This is a genomic window from Halomonas sp. BM-2019, assembly GCF_017584085.1.
The window spans coordinates 1575833-1599810 of record NZ_CP071922.1; the positions used below are offsets into that span (position 1 = coordinate 1575833).

General features: G+C 65.7%; 24 protein-coding genes and 2 tRNA genes. 15 read left to right on the plus strand and 11 right to left on the minus strand.

The features are described 5' to 3' along the window. Window positions 1-300, plus strand: a 300-nt coding sequence (locus J5F18_RS07940; RefSeq protein ID WP_346301730.1) for a succinylglutamate desuccinylase/aspartoacylase family protein, incomplete at its 5' end; no start/stop codon positions are given. Between the two features lie 50 nt (window positions 301-350). Here the strand turns inward: J5F18_RS07940 and dusA are convergent. The 6 genes from dusA to J5F18_RS07970 form a co-directional block, all read right to left on the minus strand. After that, a complete protein-coding gene (gene dusA / locus J5F18_RS07945) occupies window positions 351-1361 on the minus strand; it encodes a tRNA dihydrouridine(20/20a) synthase DusA (protein WP_346301731.1) in 1011 nt (336 codons plus the stop codon). A gap of 37 nt (window positions 1362-1398) precedes the next feature. Continuing rightward, window positions 1399-1626: a hypothetical protein gene (locus J5F18_RS07950; protein ID WP_346301732.1), complete on the minus strand. Its 228-nt coding sequence runs from the start codon at window positions 1624-1626 to the stop codon at window positions 1399-1401. After that, window positions 1623-1925: a helix-turn-helix domain-containing protein gene (locus J5F18_RS07955; RefSeq protein ID WP_346301733.1), complete on the minus strand. Its 303-nt coding sequence runs from the start codon at window positions 1923-1925 to the stop codon at window positions 1623-1625. Before J5F18_RS07955 ends, J5F18_RS07950 begins: the two co-directional genes overlap by 4 nt. 10 nt (window positions 1926-1935) lie before the next feature. After that, window positions 1936-2277, minus strand: a complete 342-nt coding sequence (locus J5F18_RS07960) for a type II toxin-antitoxin system RelE/ParE family toxin (protein WP_346301734.1) — start codon at window positions 2275-2277, stop codon at window positions 1936-1938. Between the two features lie 336 nt (window positions 2278-2613). Beyond that, on the minus strand, window positions 2614-2829 hold the full coding sequence (locus J5F18_RS07965) for a hypothetical protein (protein WP_346301735.1): 216 nt from the start codon (window positions 2827-2829) through the stop codon (window positions 2614-2616). Between the two features lie 308 nt (window positions 2830-3137). Continuing rightward, window positions 3138-3944 (minus strand): sulfite exporter TauE/SafE family protein, encoded by an 807-nt coding sequence (locus J5F18_RS07970; RefSeq protein WP_346301736.1) that lies wholly within the window; start codon window positions 3942-3944, stop codon window positions 3138-3140. A 163-nt stretch (window positions 3945-4107) separates the two neighbouring features. Between J5F18_RS07970 and J5F18_RS07975 the strand changes: the two genes are divergently transcribed. After that, window positions 4108-4431 carry a TraR/DksA family transcriptional regulator gene (locus J5F18_RS07975; RefSeq protein WP_346301737.1) on the plus strand — a complete coding sequence of 108 codons (324 nt, stop codon included), beginning with the start codon at window positions 4108-4110 and terminating at the stop codon, window positions 4429-4431. A gap of 71 nt (window positions 4432-4502) precedes the next feature. After that, the gene (locus J5F18_RS07980; RefSeq protein WP_346301738.1) at window positions 4503-5087 is read left to right on the plus strand and encodes a hypothetical protein; all 585 of its coding nucleotides are present in this window, start codon (window positions 4503-4505) and stop codon (window positions 5085-5087) included. 4 nt (window positions 5088-5091) lie between these two features. Here the strand turns inward: J5F18_RS07980 and J5F18_RS07985 are convergent, their stop codons facing one another. Then, complete coding sequence (locus tag J5F18_RS07985; RefSeq protein ID WP_346301739.1) at window positions 5092-5682, minus strand: helix-turn-helix transcriptional regulator; 591 nt, start codon at window positions 5680-5682, stop codon at window positions 5092-5094. Window positions 5683-6104: 422 nt separating this feature from the next. Between J5F18_RS07985 and gltX the strand changes: the two genes are divergently transcribed. The 3 genes from gltX (at window position 6105) to J5F18_RS08000 (ending at window position 7826) form a co-directional block, all read left to right on the plus strand. Next, a complete protein-coding gene (gene gltX, locus J5F18_RS07990; RefSeq protein WP_346301740.1) occupies window positions 6105-7586 on the plus strand; it encodes a glutamate--tRNA ligase in 1482 nt (493 codons plus the stop codon). 64 nt (window positions 7587-7650) lie between these two features. Then, window positions 7651-7726, plus strand: a tRNA-Ala gene (locus J5F18_RS07995). Between the two features lie 24 nt (window positions 7727-7750). Then, window positions 7751-7826, plus strand: a tRNA-Glu gene (locus tag J5F18_RS08000). 467 nt (window positions 7827-8293) lie between these two features. Here J5F18_RS08000 and J5F18_RS08005 read toward each other — a convergent pair. Together J5F18_RS08005 and gltA are read right to left on the minus strand one after the other, a co-directional pair. After that, window positions 8294-9181 carry an NAD(P)-dependent oxidoreductase gene (locus J5F18_RS08005; RefSeq protein WP_346301741.1) on the minus strand — a complete coding sequence of 296 codons (888 nt, stop codon included), beginning with the start codon at window positions 9179-9181 and terminating at the stop codon, window positions 8294-8296. 152 nt (window positions 9182-9333) lie between these two features. Continuing rightward, the gene (gene gltA / locus J5F18_RS08010; protein WP_346301742.1) at window positions 9334-10620 is read right to left on the minus strand and encodes a citrate synthase; all 1287 of its coding nucleotides are present in this window, start codon (window positions 10618-10620) and stop codon (window positions 9334-9336) included. A 450-nt stretch (window positions 10621-11070) separates the two neighbouring features. On the opposite strand from gltA, the gene sdhC reads away from it, so the two are divergent. From sdhC to sucD, 9 genes are all read left to right on the plus strand, one after another. After that, window positions 11071-11448: a succinate dehydrogenase, cytochrome b556 subunit gene (gene sdhC / locus J5F18_RS08015; RefSeq protein ID WP_346301743.1), complete on the plus strand. Its 378-nt coding sequence runs from the start codon at window positions 11071-11073 to the stop codon at window positions 11446-11448. After that, window positions 11442-11789 carry a succinate dehydrogenase, hydrophobic membrane anchor protein gene (gene sdhD, locus J5F18_RS08020; protein WP_346301744.1) on the plus strand — a complete coding sequence of 116 codons (348 nt, stop codon included), beginning with the start codon at window positions 11442-11444 and terminating at the stop codon, window positions 11787-11789. Before sdhC ends, sdhD begins: the two co-directional genes overlap by 7 nt. A gap of 3 nt (window positions 11790-11792) precedes the next feature. Further along, window positions 11793-13565, plus strand: a complete 1773-nt coding sequence (sdhA, locus tag J5F18_RS08025) for a succinate dehydrogenase flavoprotein subunit (RefSeq protein ID WP_346301745.1) — start codon at window positions 11793-11795, stop codon at window positions 13563-13565. Between the two features lie 26 nt (window positions 13566-13591). Next, complete coding sequence (locus J5F18_RS08030) at window positions 13592-14296, plus strand: succinate dehydrogenase iron-sulfur subunit (RefSeq protein ID WP_346301746.1); 705 nt, start codon at window positions 13592-13594, stop codon at window positions 14294-14296. Window positions 14297-14554: 258 nt separating this feature from the next. Next, a complete protein-coding gene (locus tag J5F18_RS08035) occupies window positions 14555-17389 on the plus strand; it encodes a 2-oxoglutarate dehydrogenase E1 component (RefSeq protein WP_346301747.1) in 2835 nt (944 codons plus the stop codon). Window positions 17390-17431: 42 nt separating this feature from the next. Next, a complete protein-coding gene (gene odhB, locus J5F18_RS08040; protein ID WP_346301748.1) occupies window positions 17432-18979 on the plus strand; it encodes a 2-oxoglutarate dehydrogenase complex dihydrolipoyllysine-residue succinyltransferase in 1548 nt (515 codons plus the stop codon). A gap of 61 nt (window positions 18980-19040) precedes the next feature. Further along, window positions 19041-20480 (plus strand): dihydrolipoyl dehydrogenase, encoded by a 1440-nt coding sequence (lpdA, locus tag J5F18_RS08045; protein ID WP_346301749.1) that lies wholly within the window; start codon window positions 19041-19043, stop codon window positions 20478-20480. Between the two features lie 141 nt (window positions 20481-20621). After that, complete coding sequence (sucC, locus tag J5F18_RS08050) at window positions 20622-21788, plus strand: ADP-forming succinate--CoA ligase subunit beta (RefSeq protein WP_346301750.1); 1167 nt, start codon at window positions 20622-20624, stop codon at window positions 21786-21788. Next, entirely contained in the window at window positions 21788-22660 is an 873-nt protein-coding gene (sucD, locus tag J5F18_RS08055) for a succinate--CoA ligase subunit alpha (RefSeq protein ID WP_346301751.1), read from the plus strand. The genes sucC and sucD overlap by 1 nt, the downstream gene beginning before the upstream one ends. Before the next feature lie 97 nt (window positions 22661-22757). Here the strand turns inward: sucD and siaD are convergent, their stop codons facing one another. Next, window positions 22758-23543, minus strand: a complete 786-nt coding sequence (siaD, locus tag J5F18_RS08060; protein ID WP_346301752.1) for a biofilm regulation diguanylate cyclase SiaD — start codon at window positions 23541-23543, stop codon at window positions 22758-22760. Continuing rightward, window positions 23540-23929, minus strand: a complete 390-nt coding sequence (siaC, locus tag J5F18_RS08065; protein WP_346301753.1) for a biofilm regulation phosphoprotein SiaC — start codon at window positions 23927-23929, stop codon at window positions 23540-23542. The genes siaD and siaC overlap by 4 nt, the downstream gene beginning before the upstream one ends. Window positions 23930-23978: the final 49 nt, after the last annotated feature.

The following is a 23978-nucleotide window of genomic DNA, read 5'->3' on the forward strand; positions in this document are numbered from 1 at the left end:
GCCAACGGCTCGAGCTGGGCCCGGGCGCCCATCGACGGCATCCTGCGTCCCAAGGTGCGCCTGGGGGCCCGGGTCGCCAAGGGCGAGCTGCTGGGTCGGGTCGCCGACCCCTTCGGCAATGCCGAAGGGGAAGTGAGGTCCATGGCCGACGGCATCGTCATCGGCATGAGCCGGCTGCCGCTGGCCAACGAGGGTGAGGCGCTCTTCCATATCGCCCGCTTCGACGCCATCGAGGAGGCCGAGAGCGCCATCGAGGACTTCCACTCGAGCCTCTCCCCGCCGCCCGACCCCCTCTACTGAGGCAGCGTGCCGGGCGTGCGGGTGGGGTCTCGTCGCGGGAAGGCGCCTCGTCAGGCCGCATCGGCGGGTTCGCACTCCGGCACCAGGCCCAGGGCGTCGTCGAAGACCGCCAGGCCCGCCCCGTCGCGGTGGGCGTTCTCGGAGAGATGGCGGCGGAACTTGCGCCCGCCGGGCTGGCCCTGGAAGAGACCCAGCAGGTGGCGGGTGAGATGGTTGAGGCGCGCCCCCTCCGCCAGGCGGCGGGCGATATAGGGGCGGAAGGCCCGTGCCGCGGCGTGACGGCTGGCCGCCGGTCCCGGTTCGCCATAGAAGGTCTCGTCCACGCCGGCCAGCAGCCAGGGGTTCTGGTAGGCCTCGCGGCCCAGCATCACGCTGTCCACGTGCTCGAGCTGCTCCCGGCCCGCCGCAAGGCTCTTCAGGCCGCCGTTGATACCGATGTGCAGCTCGGGCCGCGTGGCCTTGAGGCGATGCACCCGGGGGTAGTTGAGCGGCGGGATATCGCGGTTCTCCTTGGGGGAGAGCCCCTGCAGCCACGCCTTGCGGGCGTGCACGATGAAGGTGTCGCAGCCGGCATCGGCCACCGTGGCGATGAAGTGCGAAAGGTCCGCATCCTCGTCTTGGTCGTCGATGCCGATGCGGCACTTCACCGTGACCGGGATCGCCACCGCCTCGCGCATGGCGCGCACCGCCGCGGCCACCTTCTCGGGGTGGCCCATCAGGCAGGCGCCGATCAGGTTGTTCTGTACCCTATCGCTGGGGCAGCCCACGTTCAGGTTGACCTCGTCATAGCCCCAGGCCTCGGCGATGGCCGCGCACTCGGCGAGCTCGCCAGGATCGCTGCCGCCCAGCTGAAGGGCCAGCGGGTGCTCAACCGCATCGAAGCCCAGGAAGCGCTCCCGGGGGGTGCCGTGCAGGATGGCGCCGGTGGTGACCATCTCGGTGTAGAGCAGGGCGCGGCGGGTCAGGGTGCGGGCGAAGGCGCGGTAGTCGCGGGTCGTCCACTCCATCATCGGGGCCACAGAAAACCGCCGGGCCGCGTCTGCTGGGGTTTTTCCTACCATATCAGGCGTCTAGCCTCCCACCTCGTGGGGGTTGTTATCACGATTCGGCCCTCTGCGTCACGTTAGGCCGCTCTCGGCGGCGAGGCCGGCAGTCCTCCAGGTAGTGATCGATAGCCACGTGGAAGGCGTCGGTCAGCTCATCGACGCTCTCGCCGTGGAAGCTGATCCGGTCGGCGATCCCCAGCACATGGCCGACGAACACCTCGTCCTCGGCGTCGAACTCGATGCGAGCAGCGTAGCCCTTGCACTCGAGTACGGGGATCACACGGAGAACCCGTGGTGGGTGCCGTCCGGCAGCTCGATGTCGAGACGCACCTTGCCGCCGATGGCCTCGACGTAGCGCTTGAGGGAACTCAAGCGGAGATCCTGGCCGCTCTTCTCCATGCCGGCGATGGTCGGCTGTTTGACGCCCAGGGCCTCGGCCATTTCTGCCTGGGTCATTTCGACCAGGCGACGAATTTCCGAGAGGCGAAGCTCCAACAGCATTGCGTCGGCCTTCGCCTTGGCGCGGTTGACGACCTCGGGGCTCTCGTTAGCAATCAGCTGGTCTAGGGTGCGGGCCATGGCTATCACCTCACTTCAGGGATTCCAGGTGGGCGGCGTATTCCCGGTCGGCCACTGGGATCAAGTCATCATAGAAACGCTTGTTGCCGGTCTTGTCCCCGGCGCACAGCACGATGCCGGTTCGCCGCGGGTCGAAGGCGAAGAAGGCCCGGAGCGGCCGGCCCTGGCTCTGGATTCGCAGCTCTTTCATGTTGCGATACTGCGAGCCGTTCACCGTGTCGGCATGTGGGCGGGGCAACATCGGCCCTCTCTCCCTCAGCATCATGAGCGCTGCCAGCACGTTCTCCCGGTCGGCATCGTCGAGCGATAAGTACCACTCTTCAAACGTCCTGGTCTGCTCTATCTGCCACATGGGGTCATCCTTCGACTATAGGGAGAATCCTATATAGGCAGTGCCCTATTGTCAAGGTGGGCCAGCAGCATCCCAGAAGCAAGGGGCGGGCCCGGCCATGCTCTGATACGCCATGCCAGTGGGGGGCATTTTCTGCTTCGCGTTGCTGCAAATTTGCTACTGACCCGCTGGAATGCCCGTCATTGCTGGCATGACTTCCACTCCATCATCGGGGCCACGGAGAAGGTGCGGTCGAGCTGGGGCATCGGGTATCACGGGGTTGTTCGGGAAGGGCAGCAATTCTACCAGTCCCCGTCGCGAGTTGCCCGTCTCGGTGCTGTCGCGGCCGCTTCGCCCCTAGCTGGCCCTGGCGAAGGCGATCGGGTCGAGCTCGTGGAGCCCGATGGTGACGGCGGCCTGGCAGTACAGGCAGCGCAGGGTGCCGGTATCGCGGGAGAGCCCCTCGACCCGGAAGCGTACGAGGTCGAGGTCGCGCGACTCTTCGGTGTTGCCGCACTGGCGGCAGATGAGGGTCAGGCCATGTACCTTATGAGTGAGGGTGATGGTGTCCACGCTGATCTCCAGTTCGGGGTGAAGGGGGATGACAGGCAAAGGGAGAGGGCGGTTAGGCGTTTCCAGTCGCCCGCAGGAGAAATCTAAGCCATGAGCCGGCGAAGCGCCTGTGAAAATGCTTCAAGCGCGATCGGTTATACGCTTGGAGCTGTTTTCCACGAGTGGGATGTTCGCCACGAGAGCGTCTTTCGTCACGAGAAGGCCTTTCGCCACGAGAGGGCCTTTCGTCATGAGAGGGCCTTTCGCCACGCGCCGACGGCAGGGCCTCGCGGTCAGGCCGGCCAGCGGCGGCGGCCGGCGCCGGGACCTCAGGCGGTGAATACCGTATAGACCATCTGCAGGGCAAGGGCCATCAGCATACAGGCGAATACCCGCCGGAGGAGGGCTACCGGCAGGCGGTGGGCGAGCCTGGCCCCGACGGGGGCGGTGGCGATGCTGAAGGGCGCCATCAGCAGCAGCGCGGGCAGGTAGACATAGCCCCAGGCGGCAGCGGGAAGCCCGGCGGTGCCCCAGCCGTTGATCACATAGCCCAGCGCCCCGGCCAGGGCGATGGGCAGCCCCACCGCGGCGGAGGTGCCGATGGCCTGGGGCAGCCGGACGTTGCACCAGGTCAGGAAGGGGACCGTGAGCGAGCCGCCGCCGATGGCGACCAGCGCCGAGATCCCGCCGATGCCGAGCCCTGCTCTTGTCAAACCGATGGGTCCCGGCAGGGTGCGGGTCGGCCTGGGCTTGAGGTTGGCGAACATCTGCAGCGACATCAGCACCATGAAGCAGGCAAAGAACACCGCCAGCCCACGGGTGGGCAGCCTGGCGGCGATGAAGGTGGCCAGGAATGTCCCGATCAGGATGCCCGGTGTGATGAAGCGCACGATGGACCAGCGCACCGCCCCGTGGCGGTGATGGGACCACAGGCTGGCCAGGGCGGAGGGCACGATGGCCGCCATGGCGGTGCCCAGGGCCAGATGGGCGAGGTGCTCATGGGGCACGCCCTGGAGCACGAACAGGGCGGTCAGAATCGGCACCATGATGCCGCCGCCCCCGATGCCAAGCAGCCCGGCCATCAGGCCGACAACGCTTCCCAGGGCCACATAGGCCAGCCACCAAAGGGGATCCACGGGCGTCTCCTCGATAGTCGTGGGGATCATGAAGAGGGCATTCTAGTGGAAAACGCACGCTGACGGGGGCGAGGCTCGGGGCGCCCGGGATGTGCTATGAAGAAGGGCAGGGCCGTGCCACTTCGGCACCGTCCGACACGCCGCCGCGACGGGAGGCAGGATCATGACCGCACGCAAGCTGAGACTCGAGTCACTCCGTGACGAGCTGATCGAGCGAATCGAGCGCTACCGGGCCCACAAGGAGCAGCACGCCGGCCCGCTGGACAAGGACATGGAGGAGCAGGCCATAGAGCTCCAGAACGATGAGGTGGTCGATGCCCTGGAGCGGGAGGCCGAGGAGGAACTGCGTCAGGTGATGCATGCCTTGGACCGGATCGCCCTCGGCCAGGGCGCCACCTGTGAGGTGTGCGAGGAGCCCATCCCGCCGGCTCGCCTCGAGGCGCTGCCCTTCACCACCCTGTGCCGGGAGTGCGCCGAGCCACGTTGAGGGGGCGGACAGGACGCTGACCCCGTCCCGGTGGTAGCCTGATGGCAGGATCATCGGGTTGGAGGTCATCCATGAAGGCGTGGTATCGGTGGTGCGGCCTGGGCTTGCTGCTGGTTCTGCTGGCAGGCTGCGGTGGTAACGGTAACGAAGCGGTCAATGATGAAGCGACGGACGAGACCGAGGTGGCCGCCGATGAGACCGAACCGGAACCGGAACCCACCGTTGAGCCCTTTACCGAGCCCGTCTCGATCGAATTTTCGGCGACCCTGCGTAGCGATCGCCGTCTCATGGTGGAGGGCGAGAGCAACCTGCCGGAATCCACCCGCTTCCAGATCGTGGTGGAGCGGGAGTTGAGCGGCGTGCGCTGGCAGCAGCGTACCACCCTCCAGGACGGTCGCTTCGGCGCCGGCCCCTTTGGCCCGGGGAGCGGCCTGCCGGATGGCGGCTACACCATTACGGTCAACCTGCCCGAGGCCAGCGTGCAGCCACTGGAGGTGCGTCAGCGCATCGGCGAGCAGGGGGAACACCTGAGTGGTCCGCTGGTCGGTGCCTCTCGCCATGGGCTGGGGCAGGTGGCCAGCACCTCGCGGCGCTTCCTGGTGGGTAGTGAGCCGCGGCGGACGACCGATCGGGTCGAGGTGTTGACCGTCGACTAGTCGACTAGATGGGGGCGGCCTGCCAGCGGGCGACCAGCTTGCCCAGCAGGCGGGTGTCGGGGGTGTAGCCGCTTGGGGTGGAGTCGTCCTGGCCGGCAAACTGCAGCTCCCCGGAGTCGCCTTGGGTTACCTTGCAGATGCAGTGGCGTCCTTCTCGCTCCGTCAGGTAGAGGCCGGGCTGGCGAAAGATCTCCGTCGGCGCCACCGCCACCAGATCTCCCTCGGCCAGGAAGTCGAAGGTCTCGCCCGGGGCCGGGGTCACCAGGAAGCACTCACCCTCCCAGCTTAGTTGGGGCACCAGCTCGAAGGGCAGTTCGATGCGGCCGGCGGCGGGGTCCTGCCAGGGCGCCGGCGGCAGCCGGCGCAGGTAGAGTGGCGCGGCCCGGCTGCCGCCATCACCCTCGAGCAGCCGCGACAGCGGGCAGCCCAGGGCCTGGGCCAGGGCCACCAGACGCTCATGGCCAATCTGTCGGATGGCGCCCGACTCCCAGTAGGAGATCGTAACATCGGAGACGCCGACTCGCCGGGCCAGGGCCGCCTTGTTGAGGTTGGCCTCAAGCCGGAGTTCCTTGATGCGCGGGCCTAGTGAATCCATCTATGCATCCTGTCGGTGAGTGGTCGAATTGTTATGTCGATATTCGGGCGAGCCGAGCGGCATCATCCGTGATCGGCCATGGCGGTGCAATATCGAACATAAACGTTGTATCACCGGTGCTGGTCGGGCTACCAGGGCACCGGTTGGCCGGCCCAGTCGAAGAAGCCGCCGCTCTCCTCCGGGTGACGCTCGCTGGCCAGCAGGTCCTCCACCCGCGCGACCGATTCCGCCGCCGGCGCCGGTGACCGGCGCGGTGAATCTATCGGGCAGTCTTGGCAGCATCCAGGCCTCTCCGGCGTCAAGGGGTCAGAGATTGACCGCGCTCGGGGCGGATGATTCCCTGCCGCGGCTGCCTCGGCCGGGCCAGGTGCGTATAATGCCGGCGACCACTTTCGTTACCTGGACCCGGGACACAGCACGCCATGACCGTTCGCACGCGCATCGCGCCGTCACCGACCGGCGATCCCCACGTCGGCACCGCCTACATCGCCCTGTTCAACCTCTGCTTTGTCCGCCAGCACGGCGGCCAGTTCATCCTGCGCATCGAGGACACCGACCGGGTGCGCTCGACCCCCGAGTCCGAGCAGATGATCCTCGACTCATTGCGCTGGCTGGGCCTGGACTGGGACGAGGGCCCCGACGTGGGCGGCCCCCATGGCCCCTATCGTCAGAGCGAGCGCGGCGACCTCTACGCCGAGTACGCCCGCCAGCTGATCGAGGCGGGGCACGCCTTCAAGTGCTACCGCACCAGCGAGGAGCTCGACGCGCTGCGCGAGGCGCGCAAGGCCGCCGGCATGCACCTGGCGCTCAAGCCGTCCGACCTGGCCCTGCCCGCCGGCGAGCAGGCGCGTCGCGAGCAGGAGGGCTGGCCCTATGTGGTGCGCATGCAGGTCCCCGGTAGCGGCACCTGCGTGATCCAGGACATGCTGCGCGGCACCATCGAGGTGGACTGGGCCCAGGTGGATGCCCAGGTGCTGCTCAAGTCCGACGGCATGCCCACCTACCACCTGGCCAACGTGGTGGACGACCACTTGATGGGCATCACCCATGTGCTGCGCGGCGAGGAGTGGATCAACTCGGCGCCCAAGCACCAGCTGCTCTACGAGTACTTCGGCTGGGAGATGCCCGAGCTCTGCCATATGCCGCTGCTGCGCAACCCCGACAAGTCGAAGCTCTCCAAGCGCAAGAATCCGACCTCCATCAACTACTACCGGCGCATGGGCTTCCTGCCCCAGGCGGTGATCAACTACCTGGGCCGCATGGGCTGGTCGATGCCCGACGAGCGCGAGAAGTTCAGCCTCGACGAGATGATGGCCCACTTCGATATCCAGCGGGTCTCGCTCGGGGGGCCGGTCTTCGACCTGGAGAAGCTCACCTGGCTCAACGGCCTCTATATCCGCGAGGAGCTCGACGACGACGCCTTCCTCAGGGCCCTGATGGCGTGGGCCTTCAACGAGCGCTACGTGAAGGAGATCCTGCCCCAGGTGCGCCCGCGGGTGGAGACCCTCTCCGAGGTGGTGCCCCTGGCTGGCCACTTCTTCTCGGGGCTGCCGCGCATCGGCGAGGAGAGCTTCGACGCCGTCAAGCTGGGCCGCGAAGACCTGCTCAAGCTGCTGCAGTTCCTGGTATGGCGCTTCGAGGTCGTGCCGGCCTGGCACAAGGAGACCCTGCTGGCCGAGGTCAAGGCCCTGGCCGGCCACTTCGACCTGAAGATGAAGGAGTTCCTGGCTCCGGTGTTCATCGCCATTACCGGCTCCACAGCCAGCACCTCGGTGATGGATGCCATGGCCATCCTCGGCTCCGACATGACCCGGGCGCGGCTGCGCCACGCCATCGAGGTGCTGGGCGGCGTCTCCAAGAAGCAGGCCAAGCGCTTCGAGAAAGAGTACCGCGAGCTGCAATAAATGATGTTTTCCCTGTTGACGAAGGCGAGGTGAATCAGTACTATACGACTCGTCTTCAGGGCGCGGGGCCTTAGCTCAGCTGGGAGAGCGCGACACTGGCAGTGTCGAGGTCAGCGGTTCGATCCCGCTAGGCTCCACCATACCTGCACTGATCGACACTCTGCGTCCCATTCGTCTAGTGGCCTAGGACACCGCCCTTTCACGGCGGGAACAGGGGTTCGAACCCCCTATGGGACGCCACTCTTCCGGTCTCGTCGCCGAGGCGACGACCGCACTCCAGAGGCGCCTGTTTGCGGGCGCCTTTGTCGTCTCCGGGCACTCCCTTGCCCGCCTGGTCTCGAGTGCTGCAGCAGGCTGCTTCTTATCCCCTTTTCGGCTTGACATCCCCTTGACTTGTCCACTCTCGGCGCGTTGGCGACGCGAGCTGTGCACAGCCGTCACGCAACTCACCGCAATCGCGGGGATTTTGATTAAACCCATTAAAATCAATGTCTTAAAAGAGGTCAAAAATTGACCAATCTAAGCCGGGCCCCCTGTTTATGGCGATTGGGTGGCCTTTTCGAACGGTTGTGAACAGCTTTATCCACAGAATGTGTGGACAACGGATCGGGGCGGGCAGTGGGCTCGAGTCTGGGGTTTGTCAAGACGAAACAGACCCTGGGGAGGGGGTGGGATGGGGGCGGCGCCCCGGCGCCGCCCGAGGCCGTTCAGCGGCCGACGGCGCGCAGGCGACGCAACAGCGAGGAAGTATCCCAGCGGCCGCCGCCCATCGCCTGGACATCGCCATAGAACTGGTCGACCAGGGCGGTCACCGGCAGGCGGGCCTGCAGGCGCCGCGCCTGCTCCAGGCAGATGCCCAGGTCCTTGCGCATCCAGTCCACGGCGAAGCCGTGCTCGTACTCGTCCTCGATCATGGTGGCGTGACGGTTCTCCATCTGCCAGGAGCCGGCGGCGCCCTGGGAGATGACGTCGATCACGCGTTGCTGGTCCAGGCCGGCCTGTTCGGCAAAGTGCAGCCCCTCGGCCAGTCCCTGGACGAGACCGGCGATGCAGATCTGGTTGACCATCTTGGTCAGCTGGCCGCTGCCCGCCGGGCCCATCAGGGTCACGGCACGGCCGTAGTGGGTGAGCACGGGTTCCGCGCGAGTGAAGTCGGCATCATTGCCGCCGCACATGATGGTAAGTGCCCCGTTCTCGGCGCCCTGCTGGCCGCCGGAGACCGGGGCGTCGAGGAACCCGATGCCGCGTTCACGGCAGGCGGCGTCCAACTCCTCGGCGAGCTCCGCCGACGCCGTGGTGTGGTCCACCAGCAGGCCGCCCTCGGCCATGCCTGCAAGGACGCCGTCGGTGCCGGTGGTGACCTGGCGCACGTCATTGTCATTGCCCACACAGACCAGTACCAGGTCGGCGCCGGCGGCGGCCTCCCGCGGGGTGGGGTGGTGGCTGCCGCCGTATTCGGCGGACCAGGCCTCGGCGCGGGCCTCGGTGCGGTTGAAGACGCGAACGGTCAGGCCGGCGCGGGCCAGGTGGCGGGCCATGGGGTGGCCCATCACGCCCAGTCCGATAAAGGCGACCGTCGAAATAGTCTTGCTCATCCTGACTGCTCCCTGTTTTGGAGGATTTGAGTTGTGGGGGATATCGGAGTCACGGGGGCGGAGTTGCGGGTACCTGCTGGCCATGACGCAGAGAGCCGCCCGAAGGCGGCTCTCTGGTGTCGGGCGCGGAAGGCCCGCTGCCTGCCGGCTGCTTACTTGGCAGGATAGTCGCGCTGGGTATGCCCGGTATAGAGCTGACGCGGACGGCCGATCTTGTAGCTGTCGCTGAGCATCTCGTGCCAGTGGGAGATCCAGCCGATGGTGCGGGACACCGCGAAGATCACGGTGAACATGTTGGTCGGGATGCCCATGGCCTTGAGGATGATGCCGGAGTAGAAGTCGACGTTGGGGTAGAGCTTGCGCTCGACGAAGTAGTCGTCCTCCAGGGCGATCTGCTCGAGGCGCTTGGCGATCTTGAGCTGCGGGTCGTCGGCCAGGCCCAGCTCGGCCAGCACCTCGTCGCAGGTCTCCTTCATCACCTTGGCGCGGGGATCGAAGTTGCGATAGACGCGGTGGCCGAAGCCCATCAGCTTGAAGGGGTCGTCCTTGTCCTTGGCCTTGTCGATGAAGCGCTGGATGTTCTCTTCGGAGTCGTCGCCGATCTCGTCGAGCATCTTGAGCACCGCCTCGTTGGCGCCACCGTGGGCCGGGCCCCAGAGAGCCGCGATGCCGGCACTGATGCAGGCGAAGGGGTTGGCGCCAGTAGAGCCCGCCAGTCGCACCGTGGAGGTGGAGGCGTTCTGCTCGTGGTCGGCGTGCAGCATGAAGATGCGGTCCATGGCCTTGGCGTAGACCGGGTTGATCTTGTACTCCTCGCACGGGGTGCTGAACATCATGTAGAGGAAGTTCTCGGAGTAGCTCAGGTCGTTGCGGGGGTAGTTGAATGGCTGTCCCACATTGTACTTGTAGGACATGGCCGCGATGGTCGGCATCTTGGCGATCAGGCGGATCGCGCTGATGATGCGGTCCTCCTCCACGGTGATGTCCATATGGTCATGGTAGAAGGCCGCCAGGCCGCCAACCACGCCGCACATGATCGACATGGGGTGGGCGTCACGACGGAAGCCCTTGAAGAAGTTGATGATCTGGTCGTGAACCATGGTGTGGTTGCGGACCCGCGACTCGAAGTCGGCGTACTGCTCATCGGTCGGAAGCTCGCCGAACAGCAGCAGGTAGCACGTCTCGACGAAGTTGGACTCCTTGGCCAGCTGGCCGATCGGGTAGCCGCGATGCAACAGCACGCCCTTGCCGCCATCGATATAGGTGATGGCAGACTGGCAGGAGGAGGTGGCCATGAAGCCGGGGTCGTAGGTGAACAGGCCCTCGGCACCCAGCCCGCGCACGTCGATCACATCCGGGCCCAGGGTGCCCGAATAGACAGGCAGTTCGATCGTCTTCTCCAGACCGTCTACCGTAAGCGTCGCTTTCCTGTCAGCCATGGAGGCCTCCTCTCGAGTTCGTGATGGGGCGTTAAGTCATTATTTCACTGGCGAGTTTGCAGCGATTGCCGGCGAAAAAGGTCAGCCCACTATAGAAGCGTTCCAGCGATTGTCAATTAGCCCATGGCGACTGCATACCTTTGCAAGGTGGATATTTCTGTAATGGTTTCGTATAAGTAATGGTGCTGTGCACCATGCCAGTGCGCGCGGGGCGGCAGGGTGCGCCGTGGCCAGGGTGACTGGCTGTCGACCGCCTTTGCACCATGGTCTAGTTGGCCGCCGGTTCGTTTGTCATGGGCTGGCCATGTCCCTATAATCCACCCCGCGCGACTGGCAGGAACAGGCGGTCTTGCCGTCACCGGCAACGACCGCGTCCTTCCCGAAACCACCGCCCGCTCGGGCCATGCCCGACCTGTCATAGAGCGGGCCATAGAGAGTGTGTAGAGAGCCGTGAATAGCAAACGACCCGTAAATCTGGATCTGTCCACGATACAGTTTCCACTTCCCGCCCTGACCTCCATCACCCACCGGATTACCGGCATCATCCTGTTTGTCGGCCTGATCTTCGCCTTCTGGGCGCTGAGCAAGTCGCTCTCCTCTCCGGCCGGCTTCGCGGCGGTGAGTGATGCCCTGGCCAACAACGTCCTGGCCAAGCTGATTGCCTGGGGGCTGCTGTCGGCACTCGCCTTCCACTTCGTGGCGGGCATCAAACACCTGCTGATGGACCTGGATATCGGCGTGACCCTCGAGGGTGGCCTCAAGAAGGCGCAGATCACCGTGGTGGTGAGTGCGGTCCTGATCATTCTGGCAGGAGTCTGGGTATGGTAACCAATATCACGAATTTCGGACGCAGCGGTCTGTCCGACTGGCTGATCCAGCGCGTCTCGGCCGTCATTCTGGCTCTCTACACTCTCTTCATCGTTCTCTACCTGTTGTTCAATCCGGGTCTCGACTATGTCACCTGGAGTGGCCTGTTCGCCCAGACCTGGATGCGCATCTTCTCGCTGCTGGCCTTCGTGTCCCTGGCGGCCCATGCCTGGGTGGGCCTGTGGACCGTGACCACCGACTACCTCAAGCCGACCGGTATTCGCCTCGGCGTCCAGACCATCATCATCCTGGCCATCTTCGTGTTCCTGGTCTGGGGCATTCAGATTCTGTGGGGAGCCTGATTCATGTCCAACCTGCGTAGCCTGTCTTTCGACGCCATCATCATCGGCGGTGGCGGTGCTGGCCTGCGTGCCGCCCTCGAGCTGGCCAAGTCCGGCAAGAAGACCGCCGTGCTCTCCAAGGTCTTCCCGACCCGCTCACACACCGTTTCGGCCCAGGGTGGCATCACCTGTGCCATCGCCTCCGCCGACCCCAACGATGACTGGCGCTGGCACATGTACGATACCGTCAAGGGCGGGGACTACATTGCCGACCAGGACGCGGCGGAGTACATGTGCTCCGAGGGCCCCAAGGCGGTCTTCGAACTCGAGCACATGGGCCTGCCGTTCTCCCGCTTCGACAACGGCCGCATCTACCAGCGCCCGTTTGGCGGTCAGTCCAAGGAGTTCGGTGCCGGCGGCCAGGCGGCCAGGACCTGCGCCGCGGCCGACCGCACCGGTCACGCCCTGCTTCACACCCTCTATCAGAATAACCTGAAGAACAAGACCACCTTCCTCAACGAGTGGTATGCGGTGGATCTGGTCAAGAATGCCAACGGTGACGTGGTGGGCTGTATTGCCATGGACATCGAGACCGGCGAGGTCGTTCACGTCAAGTCCAAGGCCACCGTGCTGGCCACCGGCGGGGCCGGGCGTATCTATGCCTCCACCACCAACGCCCTGATCAATACCGGCGACGGCATCGGCATGGCGCTGCGCGCCGGCTTCCCGATGCAGGACATGGAGATGTGGCAGTTCCACCCGACCGGCATCTACGGTGCGGGCACCCTGGTGACCGAGGGCTGCCGCGGCGAGGGTGGCTACCTGGTGAACAAGGATGGCGAGCGCTTCATGGAGCGTTATGCCCCTAACGCCAAGGACCTGGCCGGCCGCGACGTGGTCGCGCGCTCCATGGTCATGGAGATTCTGGAAGGCCGCGGCTGCGGCGAGCACGGCGACCACGTCTTCCTCAAGCTGGATCATCTGGGCGAGGAGGTCCTCGGCAAGCGTCTGCCCGGTATCGTCGAGCTTTCCAAGACCTTCGCCCACGTGGATCCGGCCAAGGAGCCGATCCCGGTGGTGCCGACCTGCCACTACATGATGGGCGGGATTCCGACCAACGTGCACGGTCAGGCGATCATGCAGGATGCCGACGGCAATGACCGCATCATCAACGGGCTGTTCGCCTGCGGCGAGGCGGCCTGCGTCTCGGTTCACGGGGCCAACCGCCTGGGCGGTAACTCGCTGCTCGACCTGGTGGTCTTCGGTCGTGCGGCCGGCATGTTCATCGAGGGCGCGCTCAACGAGGGCATCCACTACCTCGACGCCTCCGAGTCCGATATCGAATCGGCCATGAAGCGCATGACGCGCTGGAACGAGTCCAGCGGCGGCGAGACCGTGCCGGAACTCAAGCGTGAGCTGCAGAGCATCATGCAGAACTCCTTCGGTGTGTTCCGTGAGGAGAAGAACATGGTCGAGGGCGTCAAGAAGCTGGCCGAGCTGCGTGAGCGGATCGCCAACGCTCACCTGCCTGACAAGTCCAACGCCTTCAACACCGCTCGTGTCGAGGCCCTCGAGCTGGACAACCTGATGGAAGTGGCCGAGGCGACCGCCATCGCGGCGCTGGAGCGCAAGGAGAGCCGTGGCGCCCATTCCCGCTACGACTACCCGGACCGTGATGACGTCAACTGGCTGAAGCACTCGCTCTACTTCCCGGCTGATAAGAAGGTCGGCAAGCGCGACGTCAACTTCGCTCCCAAGACCGTCGACACCTTCGAGCCGAAAGTCCGCACCTACTAACTCAGCAACTACGAGGGTGAGTCACGATGCTTCAGGTATCCATCTACCGCTACAACCCGGAAACCGACTCCGCGCCCTACATGCAGGAGTTCCAGGTCGACACCCAGGGCCGCGATGTCATGGTGCTGGACGTCCTGCACATGACGAAGGAGCAGGACAACGGCCTGGCCTATCGTCGCAGCTGTCGGGAGGGCGTGTGCGGCTCCGACGGCATGAACATGAACGGCAAGAACGGCCTGGCCTGCATCACCCCGCTCTCCGAGGTGGTCAAGGACAACAAGCTGGTGCTGCGTCCGCTGCCCGGTCTGCCGGTCATTCGTGACCTGGTGGTCGACATGGGGCTGTTCTACAAGCAGTACGAGCGCATTCAGCCCTACCTGCAGAACGACACTCCGGCGCCGGCCATCGAGCGCCTGCAGTCGCCGGAGGATCGCGACAAGCTGGATGGGCTCTATGAGTGCATCCTGTGCGCCTGCTGCTCGACCTCCTGTCCGTCGTTCTGGTGGAACCCGGACAAGTTCGTCGGGCCGGCCGGCCTGCTGCAGTCCTACCGCTTCCTGGCAGACTCCCGCGACACCGCTACCCGCGAGCGCCTGGCCGAGCTCGAGGACCCGTTCAGCGTCTTTCGCTGCCGCGGCATCATGAACTGCGTGGCGGTCTGTCCGAAGGGGCTGAACCCGACTCGCGCGATCGGCAAGATCCGCGAGATGTTGCTGGCCAACGCCACTTAAATCGTGGCCGCGGGCTTGCTATCATGGCCCCCGGCAACCGGCTGCGACGCGCCGTCGCAGCCGGTTGCCAGCGGCACAGCAGTGTCAGGAGCCGGTGCCTTGGGTACCGGCTCCTAAGCATCGAATTCAAGGCTTTCGGCCACTCGCCGGAGGCGCCGGATGATGCAGATGCCCCTTGCCGGCGGGGCACCACCGATGTCGCCGTGGCCGCGTCGCGGTGACGCCGATACCACCCCATCAGTGCAGGGTGACCGAGAGATGCAACAAGGCATAATGGAGTTGATGTGGCGCTCGTCACACGTCAGTGGCAGTAACGCTCACTATGTGGAAGCGCTCTACGAGCAGTACCTCGAAGATCCCGCAGCTGTCCCCGACGAGTGGCGCAACTACTTCGATCAGTTGCCGCGCCCCGAAGGCAGCGCCTCCCACGACGTTCCCCTCGCCCCGATTCGTGATCAGTTCTACCAGCTTGGACGAGCGCGCCGCACCGCCCTGGCACCGGCCGCGCCCGACAGCGAAGAGAGCAGGAAGCAGGTCAGGGTCCTGCAGCTGATCAACGCCTACCGCTTCCGCGGCCACCAGAAGGCCAATATCGATCCGCTCGGCCTGCGCGCCCAGCAGCCGGTTCCCGACCTCGACCTCTCCTTTCATCAGCTCTCCAAGAGCGACATGGATACCGAGTTCCAGACCGGTTCCTTCTTCCTGGGCCTGGATCGTGCCCCGCTCAGGGATATCGTCGAGGCGCTGGAGCAGACCTACTGCCGCTCCATCGGCTGCGAGATCATGCACATCGTCGACACCGAGGAGAAGCGCTGGCTGCAGCAGCGCTTCGAGTCGGTGCGTAGCGCCCCCAAGTACAGCGATGAGGTGCGCAAGCATGTTCTCGAGCGGTTGACTGCGGCCGAGGGCCTGGAGAACTACCTGGCTTCCAAGTACCCGGGCACCAAGCGCTTCGGCCTGGAGGGCGGCGAGTCCTTCATTCCCATGATGGACGAGCTGATCCAGCGCGGCGGCGGCTACGGCGTCAAGGAAGTGGTCATCGGCATGGCCCACCGCGGCCGCCTCAACCTGCTGGTCAATATCCTCGGCAAGAACCCCTCCGAGCTGATCGACGAGTTCGATGGCAAGAAGCTGATCGAGCGCGGCTCCGGCGACGTCAAGTACCACCAGGGCTTCAGCTCCAACGTCATGACCCCGGGCGGGGAAGTGCATCTGGCGCTGGCCTTCAACCCCTCCCACCTGGAGATCGTCTCGCCGGTGGTCGAGGGCTCGGTGCGCGCCCGCCAGGATCGCCGCGACGACAGCGATGGCACCAAGGTGTTGCCGATCAACGTCCATGGCGATGCCGCCTTCGCCGGCCAAGGCGTGGTCATGGAGACCTTCCAGATGTCCCAGACCCGCGCCTACAAGACCGGTGGCACGATCCATATCGTGATCAACAACCAGGTCGGCTTCACCACCTCCAACCCGCTGGATACGCGCTCCACCGAGTACTGTACCGACATCGCCAAGATGGTTCAGGCGCCGATCTTCCACGTCAACGGCGACGACCCCGACGCGGTGCTGCACGCCACCCAGGTGGCGCTGGACTACCGCCAGCAGTTCAAGAAGGACGTGGTGATCGACCTGGTCTGCTACCGGCGCCGTGGCCACAACGAGGCCGACGAACCGAGCGGTACCCAGCCGCTGATGTACCGGAAGATCAAGGACCACCCCTCCTCGCGCGCCATCTATGCCGACCGCCTGGTCGCCCAGGGCGTGCTGAGCGAGGAGGCGGCCAAGGGGATGATCGAGACCTACCGCGAGGACCTGCTGGCGGGCAACCATGTGGCCAACGCCCTGGTCAAGCAGCCCAACACCTCGCTCTACGTCGACTGGAAGCCCTATCTCGGCCACGAGTGGACCGGCTATGCCGACACTTCGGTGGAGATGAAGCGCCTGCAGCGCCTGGCCGGCAAGATGTGCGAGGTTCCCGACGGGGTCGAGGTCCAGCGCCAGGTCGCCAAGATCTACGAGGATCGCCGCAAGATGCAGGCCGGCGGCATGCCCCTGAACTGGGGCTTCGCCGAGACCCTGGCCTATGCCACCCTGCTCGACGAGGGGCACCCGGTGCGCATCACCGGCCAGGACGTCGGCCGTGGCACCTTCTCCCATCGTCATGCGGTGGTGCACAACCAGAAGGACGGCACCAGCTACGTGCCCCTGCAGCACATGAGCGACGGCCAGCCGACCTTCACCATCCACGACTCCTTCCTTTCCGAGGAGGCGGTGCTGGCCTTCGAATACGGCTATGCAACCACCGCGCCCAACGACCTGGTGATCTGGGAAGCTCAGTTCGGGGACTTCTTCAACGGCGCCCAGGTGGTGGTCGACCAGTTCATCTCCTCCGGAGAGACCAAGTGGGGACGGCTGTGCGGCCTCACCATGCTGCTGCCTCACGGCTACGAGGGCCAGGGCCCCGAGCACTCCTCGGCCCGCCTGGAACGCTTCCTGCAGCTGTGCGCCGAGCACAACATGCAGGTCTGCGTGCCGACCACCCCGGCGCAGATCTTCCACCTGCTGCGTCGCCAGGTGATCCGCAAGCTGCGCAAGCCGCTGGTGGTGATGTCACCCAAGAGCCTGCTGCGCCACAAGGAGGCGATCTCCAGCCTCGACCAGCTGGCCAGCGGGCACTTCCAAATGGTGCTGCCGGACCAGGGCGAGCGTGACCCGAACAGCGTCGAGCGCATCATCCTGTGTGCCGGCAAGGTCTACTACGACCTGGCCGCCTGGCGTGAGGAGAACAACCGCCAGGATGTCGCCATCCTGCGCATCGAACAGCTCTACCCCTTCCCCAAGGAGGAGCTCTTCGAGGCGCTCAAGGCCTATGTCAATGTCCAGGACGTGGTGTGGTGCCAGGAGGAGCCGCTCAACCAGGGGGCCTGGTACCCGAGCCAGCATCATATGCGGGCCGTGGCCGACATGATCAAGAACAACCTGGGGGGGGGGCTCAAGTTCACCGGCCGTCCGGCCTCTGCCGCACCCGCCGCGGGCTACATGTCCGTGCACATCGAACAGCAGCGCCAGCTGGTGGAAGACGCCTTCAATCTGTAAGGCGCGCCATCGGGACGAGAGAGAACATACAAGGGAAACGACATGGCTACCGAGATCAAGGCACCCACCTTTCCGGAATCCGTTGCCGAGGGCAGCGTGGCCGCCTGGCACAAGCAGGCCGGTGACAGCGTCGCGCGCGATGAGCTGATCGTCGAGATCGAGACTGACAAGGTCGTGCTGGAGGTGCTGGCACCGGAAGCCGGCACCCTCTCCGAGGTGCTCGCCGAGGAGGGCGACACCGTCGAGTCCGAACAGGTGCTGGGCCGAATCGGCGAGGGCAAGGCCGCTGGCGGCGCCAAGAAGAGCGACGCCAAGGCCGACCAGAAGAGCGACGCCAAGGCCGAGAAGAAGGCCGCCGGCGGCGGTAAGCGGCACGAGGTGAAGGCGCCGACCTTCCCCGAATCCATCCAGGAGGGCACCGTGGCCACCTGGCACAAGAAGGTGGGCGAGGCGGTCAAGCGCGACGAGGTGCTGGCCGACATCGAGACCGACAAGGTGGTCCTCGAGGTGGTCGCCCCCGCCGACGGTGCCCTGGCCGAGATCAAGGCCGAGGAGGGCAGCCAGGTCGCGTCCGAGGCGGTGCTGGCGATCTTCAGCGAGGGCGCCGGCGGTGCAGCCGACACCTCCGCCGACGAGACGCCGGCCGCCTCCGCCGACGACGGCGCCAGTGACGAGCAGGTGGGGGACAAGATCCTTGCCCCGGCGGCGCGCAAGCTGGTCGCCGAGCACGATCTCGACGTCAGCGCCATCGAGGGCACCGGCAAGGGTGGGCGCATCCTCAAGGAGGACGTGCAGAAGGCGATCAAGGCGGGCAGCGCGAAGAAGGCGGCCAAGCCGGCGTCCGGCAGCGCCGCCAAGGCCGCTGCCGCCGCGCCGGCCGTCGAGGGCGAGCGCCCCGAGAAGCGCGTGCCGATGAGCCGCCTGCGCCAGACCATCGCCAAGCGCCTGGTCCAGGCCCAGCAGACCGCCGCCATGCTGACCACCTACAACGAGGTGGACATGGGCGCGGTGATGGACCTGCGTGCCCAGTACAAGGACAGCTTCGTCAAGGCCCACGACGTCAAGCTCGGCTTCATGGGCTTCTTCGTCAAGGCGGCCTCCGAGGCGCTCAAGCGCTTCCCGGACGTCAACGCCTCCATCGACGGCACCGACATCGTCTACCACGGCTACCAGGACATCGGCGTGGCGGTCTCCACCGACCGTGGCCTGGTCGTCCCGGTGCTGCGCGACACCGACAGCATGAAGATCGCCGATGTCGAGAAGGGCATCGTCGACTTCGGCAAGCGGGCGCGTGACGGCAAGCTCGGCATCGATGAGATGCAGGGCGGCACCTTCACCATCACCAACGGCGGCATCTTTGGCTCGCTGATGTCTACGCCGATCCTCAACCCGCCGCAGACCGCCATCCTGGGCATGCACAAGATCCAGGAGCGTCCCATGGCGGTGAACGGCAAGGTCGAGATTCGCCCGATGATGTACCTGGCGCTCTCCTACGACCACCGCATGATCGACGGCAAGGACGCAGTACAGTTCCTGGTGACCATCAAGGAACTGCTCGAGGATCCGGCGCGACTGCTGCTGGACATCTAACGGACGACCCGCCGGAAGATCCCGGCGGAGCCTGAACTTAAGACACGCTACGGGAGCCAATATGGCTGACAAGTTTGATGTGATCGTGATCGGCGCGGGCCCCGGCGGCTACGTGGCCGCCATCCGCGCCGCCCAGCTGGGCCTGAAGACCGCCTGCGTCGAGAAGTGGATCGGCAAGGAAGGCAAGGTCGTCTTCGGTGGCACCTGCCTCAACGTCGGCTGCATCCCTTCCAAGGCGCTGCTCGAGGCCTCCCATAAGTTCGTCGAGGCCAAGCACGACTTCGCCGACATGGGCATCCAGGCCGGCGACGTCCAGATGGACGTCAAGAAGATGATCGCCCGCAAGGACAAGATCGTGAAGAACCTCACCGGTGGCATCGCCGGCCTGTTCAAGGCCAACGGCGTGACCGGTATCGAGGGCACCGGCAAGGTGACCGGCGCCAAGCAGGTCGAGGTCACCGATCAGGACGGCAAGGCCACCACCTATGAGGCGGACAGCATCATCATCGCCGCCGGCTCCGTGCCGGTGGAGATCCCGCCCACCCCGCTGACCGAGGACATCATCGTCGATTCCACCGGCGCCCTGGAGTTCACCGAGACTCCGAAGCGCCTCGGCGTGATCGGTGCCGGCGTCATCGGCCTGGAGCTGGGCAGCGTGTGGAGCCGCCTGGGTAGCGAGGTCACCGTGCTCGAGGCCATGGACAGCTTCCTGCCGATGGTCGATGCCGCCATCGCCAAGGAGACCCAGAAGCTGCTCAAGAAGCAGGGCCTGGCCATCAAGCTGGGCGCCCGCGTCACCGGCTCCGAGGTCAAGGGCCAGGAAGTGGTCGTCCTGTACACCGATGGTGACGGCGACCAGGAGATGACCTTCGACAAACTGATCGTCTGCGTCGGCCGCAAGCCCTATACCCAGGGTGTGGTGGCAGACGGCCTGGGCATCGACCTGGACGAGCGCGGCTTTATCCACGTCGACGATCAGTGCCGCACCAGCGTGCCGGGCGTCTATGCCATCGGCGACTGCGTGCGCGGCCCCATGCTGGCCCACAAGGCCTCCGAAGAGGGCATCATGGTCGCCGACATCATCGCCGGCCACAAGGCGGAGATGAACTACGACGCCATCCCCAACGTCATCTATACCTTCCCCGAGGTGGCCTGGGTCGGCCTGACCGAGCAGGAGGCCAAGGCCAAGGGCATCGAGGTCAAGACCGGCGCCTTCCCCTTCGCCGCCAGCGGCCGCGCCATGGCCAACAACGCCACAGAGGGCCAGGCCAAGATCATCGCCGATGCCGAGACCGACCGCGTGCTGGGCCTGCATATCGTCGGCCAGCATGCCGGCGAGATGATCGCCCAGGGCGTGATCGCCCTGGAGTTCGGCTCCAGCGCCGAGGATCTGGCGCTGACCTGCTATGCGCACCCGACCATGTCGGAGGCGGTGCACGAAGCGGCGCTCGCCGTGGAAGGCCATGCCATCCATATGGCCAACCGCAAGAAGCGCAAGTAAGTCGCACAACGAGCGCCGCCCCTCTCGGGCGGCGCGCCCCTTCCGGCGATGCATCGGAAGGGACGGTGGTGGTCCCGGACGTCCGCCCGCAGGCGAGACCGGATCACCGTTCGAGTCACATGCAACCAATGGCATGAATCGATGAACCTTCACGAGTATCAGGGCAAACAGCTGTTTGCCGACTACGGTCTGCCGGTGTCCAAGGGCTTCGCCGTCGACACCCCCGAAGAAGCTGCCGAAGCCTGCCGCAAGATCGGCGGCGAGATGTGGGTCGTCAAGGCCCAGGTCCACGCCGGTGGCCGCGGCAAGGCCGGCGGCGTCAAGCTGATCAAGAGCCCGGAAGAGGCCCAGGCCTTCGCCGAGCAGTGGCTGGGCAAGAACCTGGTGACCTACCAGACGGATGCCAACGGCCAGCCGGTCGCCAAGATCCTGGTCGAGAACTGCACCGATATCGCCGAGGAGCTCTACCTGGGCGCCGTGGTCGACCGTGCCACCCGTCGCGTGGTGTTCATGGCCTCCACCGAGGGCGGCGTCGAGATCGAGAAGGTCGCCGAGGAGACCCCCGAGAAGATCCTCAAGGCGGAGATCGATCCACTGGTGGGCGCCCAGCCCTACCAGGCCCGCGAGCTGGCCTTCGCGCTGGGCCTCAAGGGCGACCAGGTGAAGCAGTTCACCAAGGTCTTCCTGGGTCTCTCCAAGCTGTTCCACGACAAGGATCTGGCGCTGCTCGAGATCAACCCCCTGGTGATCACCAACGAGGGCAACCTGCACTGCCTCGACGCCAAGATCAACCTGGACAGCAACGCCCTCTATCGTCACCCGGACCTGCAGGCGATGCGCGACCCCTCCCAGGAGGACGAGCGTGAAGCCGAGGCGGCCGAGTGGGAGCTCAACTATGTGGCGCTGGACGGCAACATCGGCTGCATGGTCAACGGCGCCGGTCTGGCCATGGGCACCATGGACATCGTCAACCTGCACGGCGGATCCCCGGCCAACTTCCTGGACGTGGGCGGCGGCGCCACCAAGGAGCGCGTGGCCGAAGCGTTCAAGCTGATCCTCTCCGACGATAACGTGAAGGCCGTGCTGGTCAACATTTTCGGCGGCATCGTGCGCTGCGACATGATCGCCGAGGGCATCATCGGTGCCGTCGAGCAGGTCGGCGTCAACGTGCCGGTCGTGGTGCGCCTGGAAGGCACCAACGCCGAGCTGGGCGCCGAGAAGCTGGCCTCCAGTGGTCTGAACATCATCGCTGCGACCAGCCTGACCGATGCGGCTCAGCAGGTTGTCAAGGCAGCGGAGGGCAAGTAATGAGTATCCTGATCGACAAGAACACCAAGGTCATCTGCCAGGGCTTCACCGGCGGCCAGGGGACCTTCCACTCCGAACAGGCGATCGCCTACGGCACCCAGATGGTCGGCGGCGTGACCCCGGGCAAGGGCGGCCAGGAGCACCTGGGCCTGCCGGTGTTCAACACCGTCAAGGAAGCCGTGGAGCAGACCGGCGCCGAGGCCAGCGTGATCTACGTGCCGGCCCCATTCTGCAAGGACTCCATCCTGGAGGCCGCCAATGCCGGCATCAAGCTGATCGTCTGCATCACCGAGGGCATCCCGACGCTGGACATGCTCGATGTCAAGGTGAAGTGCGACGAGCTGGGCGTGCGTTTGATCGGCCCGAACTGCCCGGGCGTGATCACCCCTGGCGAGAGCAAGATCGGCATCATGCCGGGCCATATCCACAAGCCGGGCAAGGTCGGTATCGTGTCGCGCTCCGGCACCCTGACCTATGAGGCGGTCAAGCAGACCACCGACCATGGCTTCGGCCAGTCCACCTGCGTGGGCATCGGCGGTGACCCGATCCCGGGCTCCAACTTCATCGACATCCTCGAGATGTTCGAGAAGGACCCGGCCACCGAGGCGATCGTGATGATCGGCGAGATCGGCGGCACTGCCGAGGAAGAGGCGGCCGCCTACATCAAGGCCAACGTCTCCAAGCCGGTGGTCTCCTACATCGCCGGTGTGACCGCCCCTCCGGGCAAGCGCATGGGCCACGCCGGTGCGATCATCTCCGGTGGCAAGGGCACCGCGGACGAGAAGTTCGCCGCCCTCGAGGACGCCGGGGTGAAGACCGTGCGCTCCCTGGCCGAGATCGGCGATGCCCTGAAGGCCGTGACCGGCTGGTAAGCCGCGATCTCGCCATCGGCGCATGACGTGAAACGGGCACCCTCGGTGCCCGTTTCGCGTTACGGGCCCCGAGGGCCGACGCCGCCGGAGCGGTCGGTTAGCGTACGGCGTCGGCCAGGCTGCGGTCCCGGCCGTCGCGCTTGGCCCGCAGCAGGGCCTGGTCGGCGCGCCGCAGGGTCTCGGTGTGGCTCTCCCCCTCGCGGTGCTCGCTGAGGCCGGCGCTGAGCGTGACCGACAGCCTGACCCCGCCGTGGCACACGCTGACGGCAGTGGCCGACTCGCGCAGGCGTTCGACGATGCGCCAGCTTTCATCCAGGCGCGCCCCGGCGAAGATCAGCAGAAACTCCTCACCCCCCCAGCGTCCGCACAGGTCTGACTCGCGCAGCGACTGACGCAGGGTGTCGGCGATGGCCACCAGCAGACGGTCGCCCACATCGTGACCGTGGCGGTCGTTGATGGTCTTGAAGTGATCGATGTCCAGCAGGGCCAGGGTGTAGGAGCGCCCCGAGGCCTGGAGCTGGCGCAGCCGCTCGTCGATCAGTCGGCGGTTGGCCAGCTGGGTGAGGGGGTCGTGGGTGGAGGCCTGGTGCAGTGCCCGATTGCGCTCGCGCATCATCGCCTGGTAGCCGTCGGAGATCCGCGAGAGCTTCTGCTGGCGGCGCAGGGCGCGCTCATAGCGCTTCTGGGTCACCTGGCGCGCCTCCAGGGCTAGCAGCTGGTAGCGGTCGGAGATGCTGATCAGCCGCTCCAGCTGTTCCCGCTGGCGGCGATACCGGGCAAGGAGGGCGGCCAGGGCCTCATGGAGCGGGTGGTCCCCTTGGTCCGGCGCCGCCAGCAGCGCCTCGACCCGCTCGAGGAGCGCCTGCTCGTCCCGGTCTGTCATGCCGGTGTCTCCGCCGGGGTGATGGTAAACGGATAGCTGCAGTCCTCCCGGAACTCGTCGGCCAGCTCGGCGATGCGCTCGTTGCACGGGTCGTAGCGCCACGCCACCGAGACCTCGCGGCCCCGAGTGTGGGCCTCCTCCAGCAGGTCGAAGATGTCCATCATGGCCTTCACCGAGCTGGTGTTGAGATAGACCAGGGCGAGGTCCAGGTGCAGGGTGCGCGCCTCCTCGTCCAGGAAACGGCGCACCCAGGCGATCACCTGGTCGAAGAGTTCGTAGGAGTTTTCCGGGTAGGAGTCGCCCTGCATCGCCAGCCGACCGGCCTGCCAGCTGCTCTGGATGGCGGGCGTCGACTGGCTACCGGGGATATCGAGGTCTGCGGTCATGGCGGTCAGGATCCCCATTAGATGATAGCGGTCAGGCTAAAGAAACTTT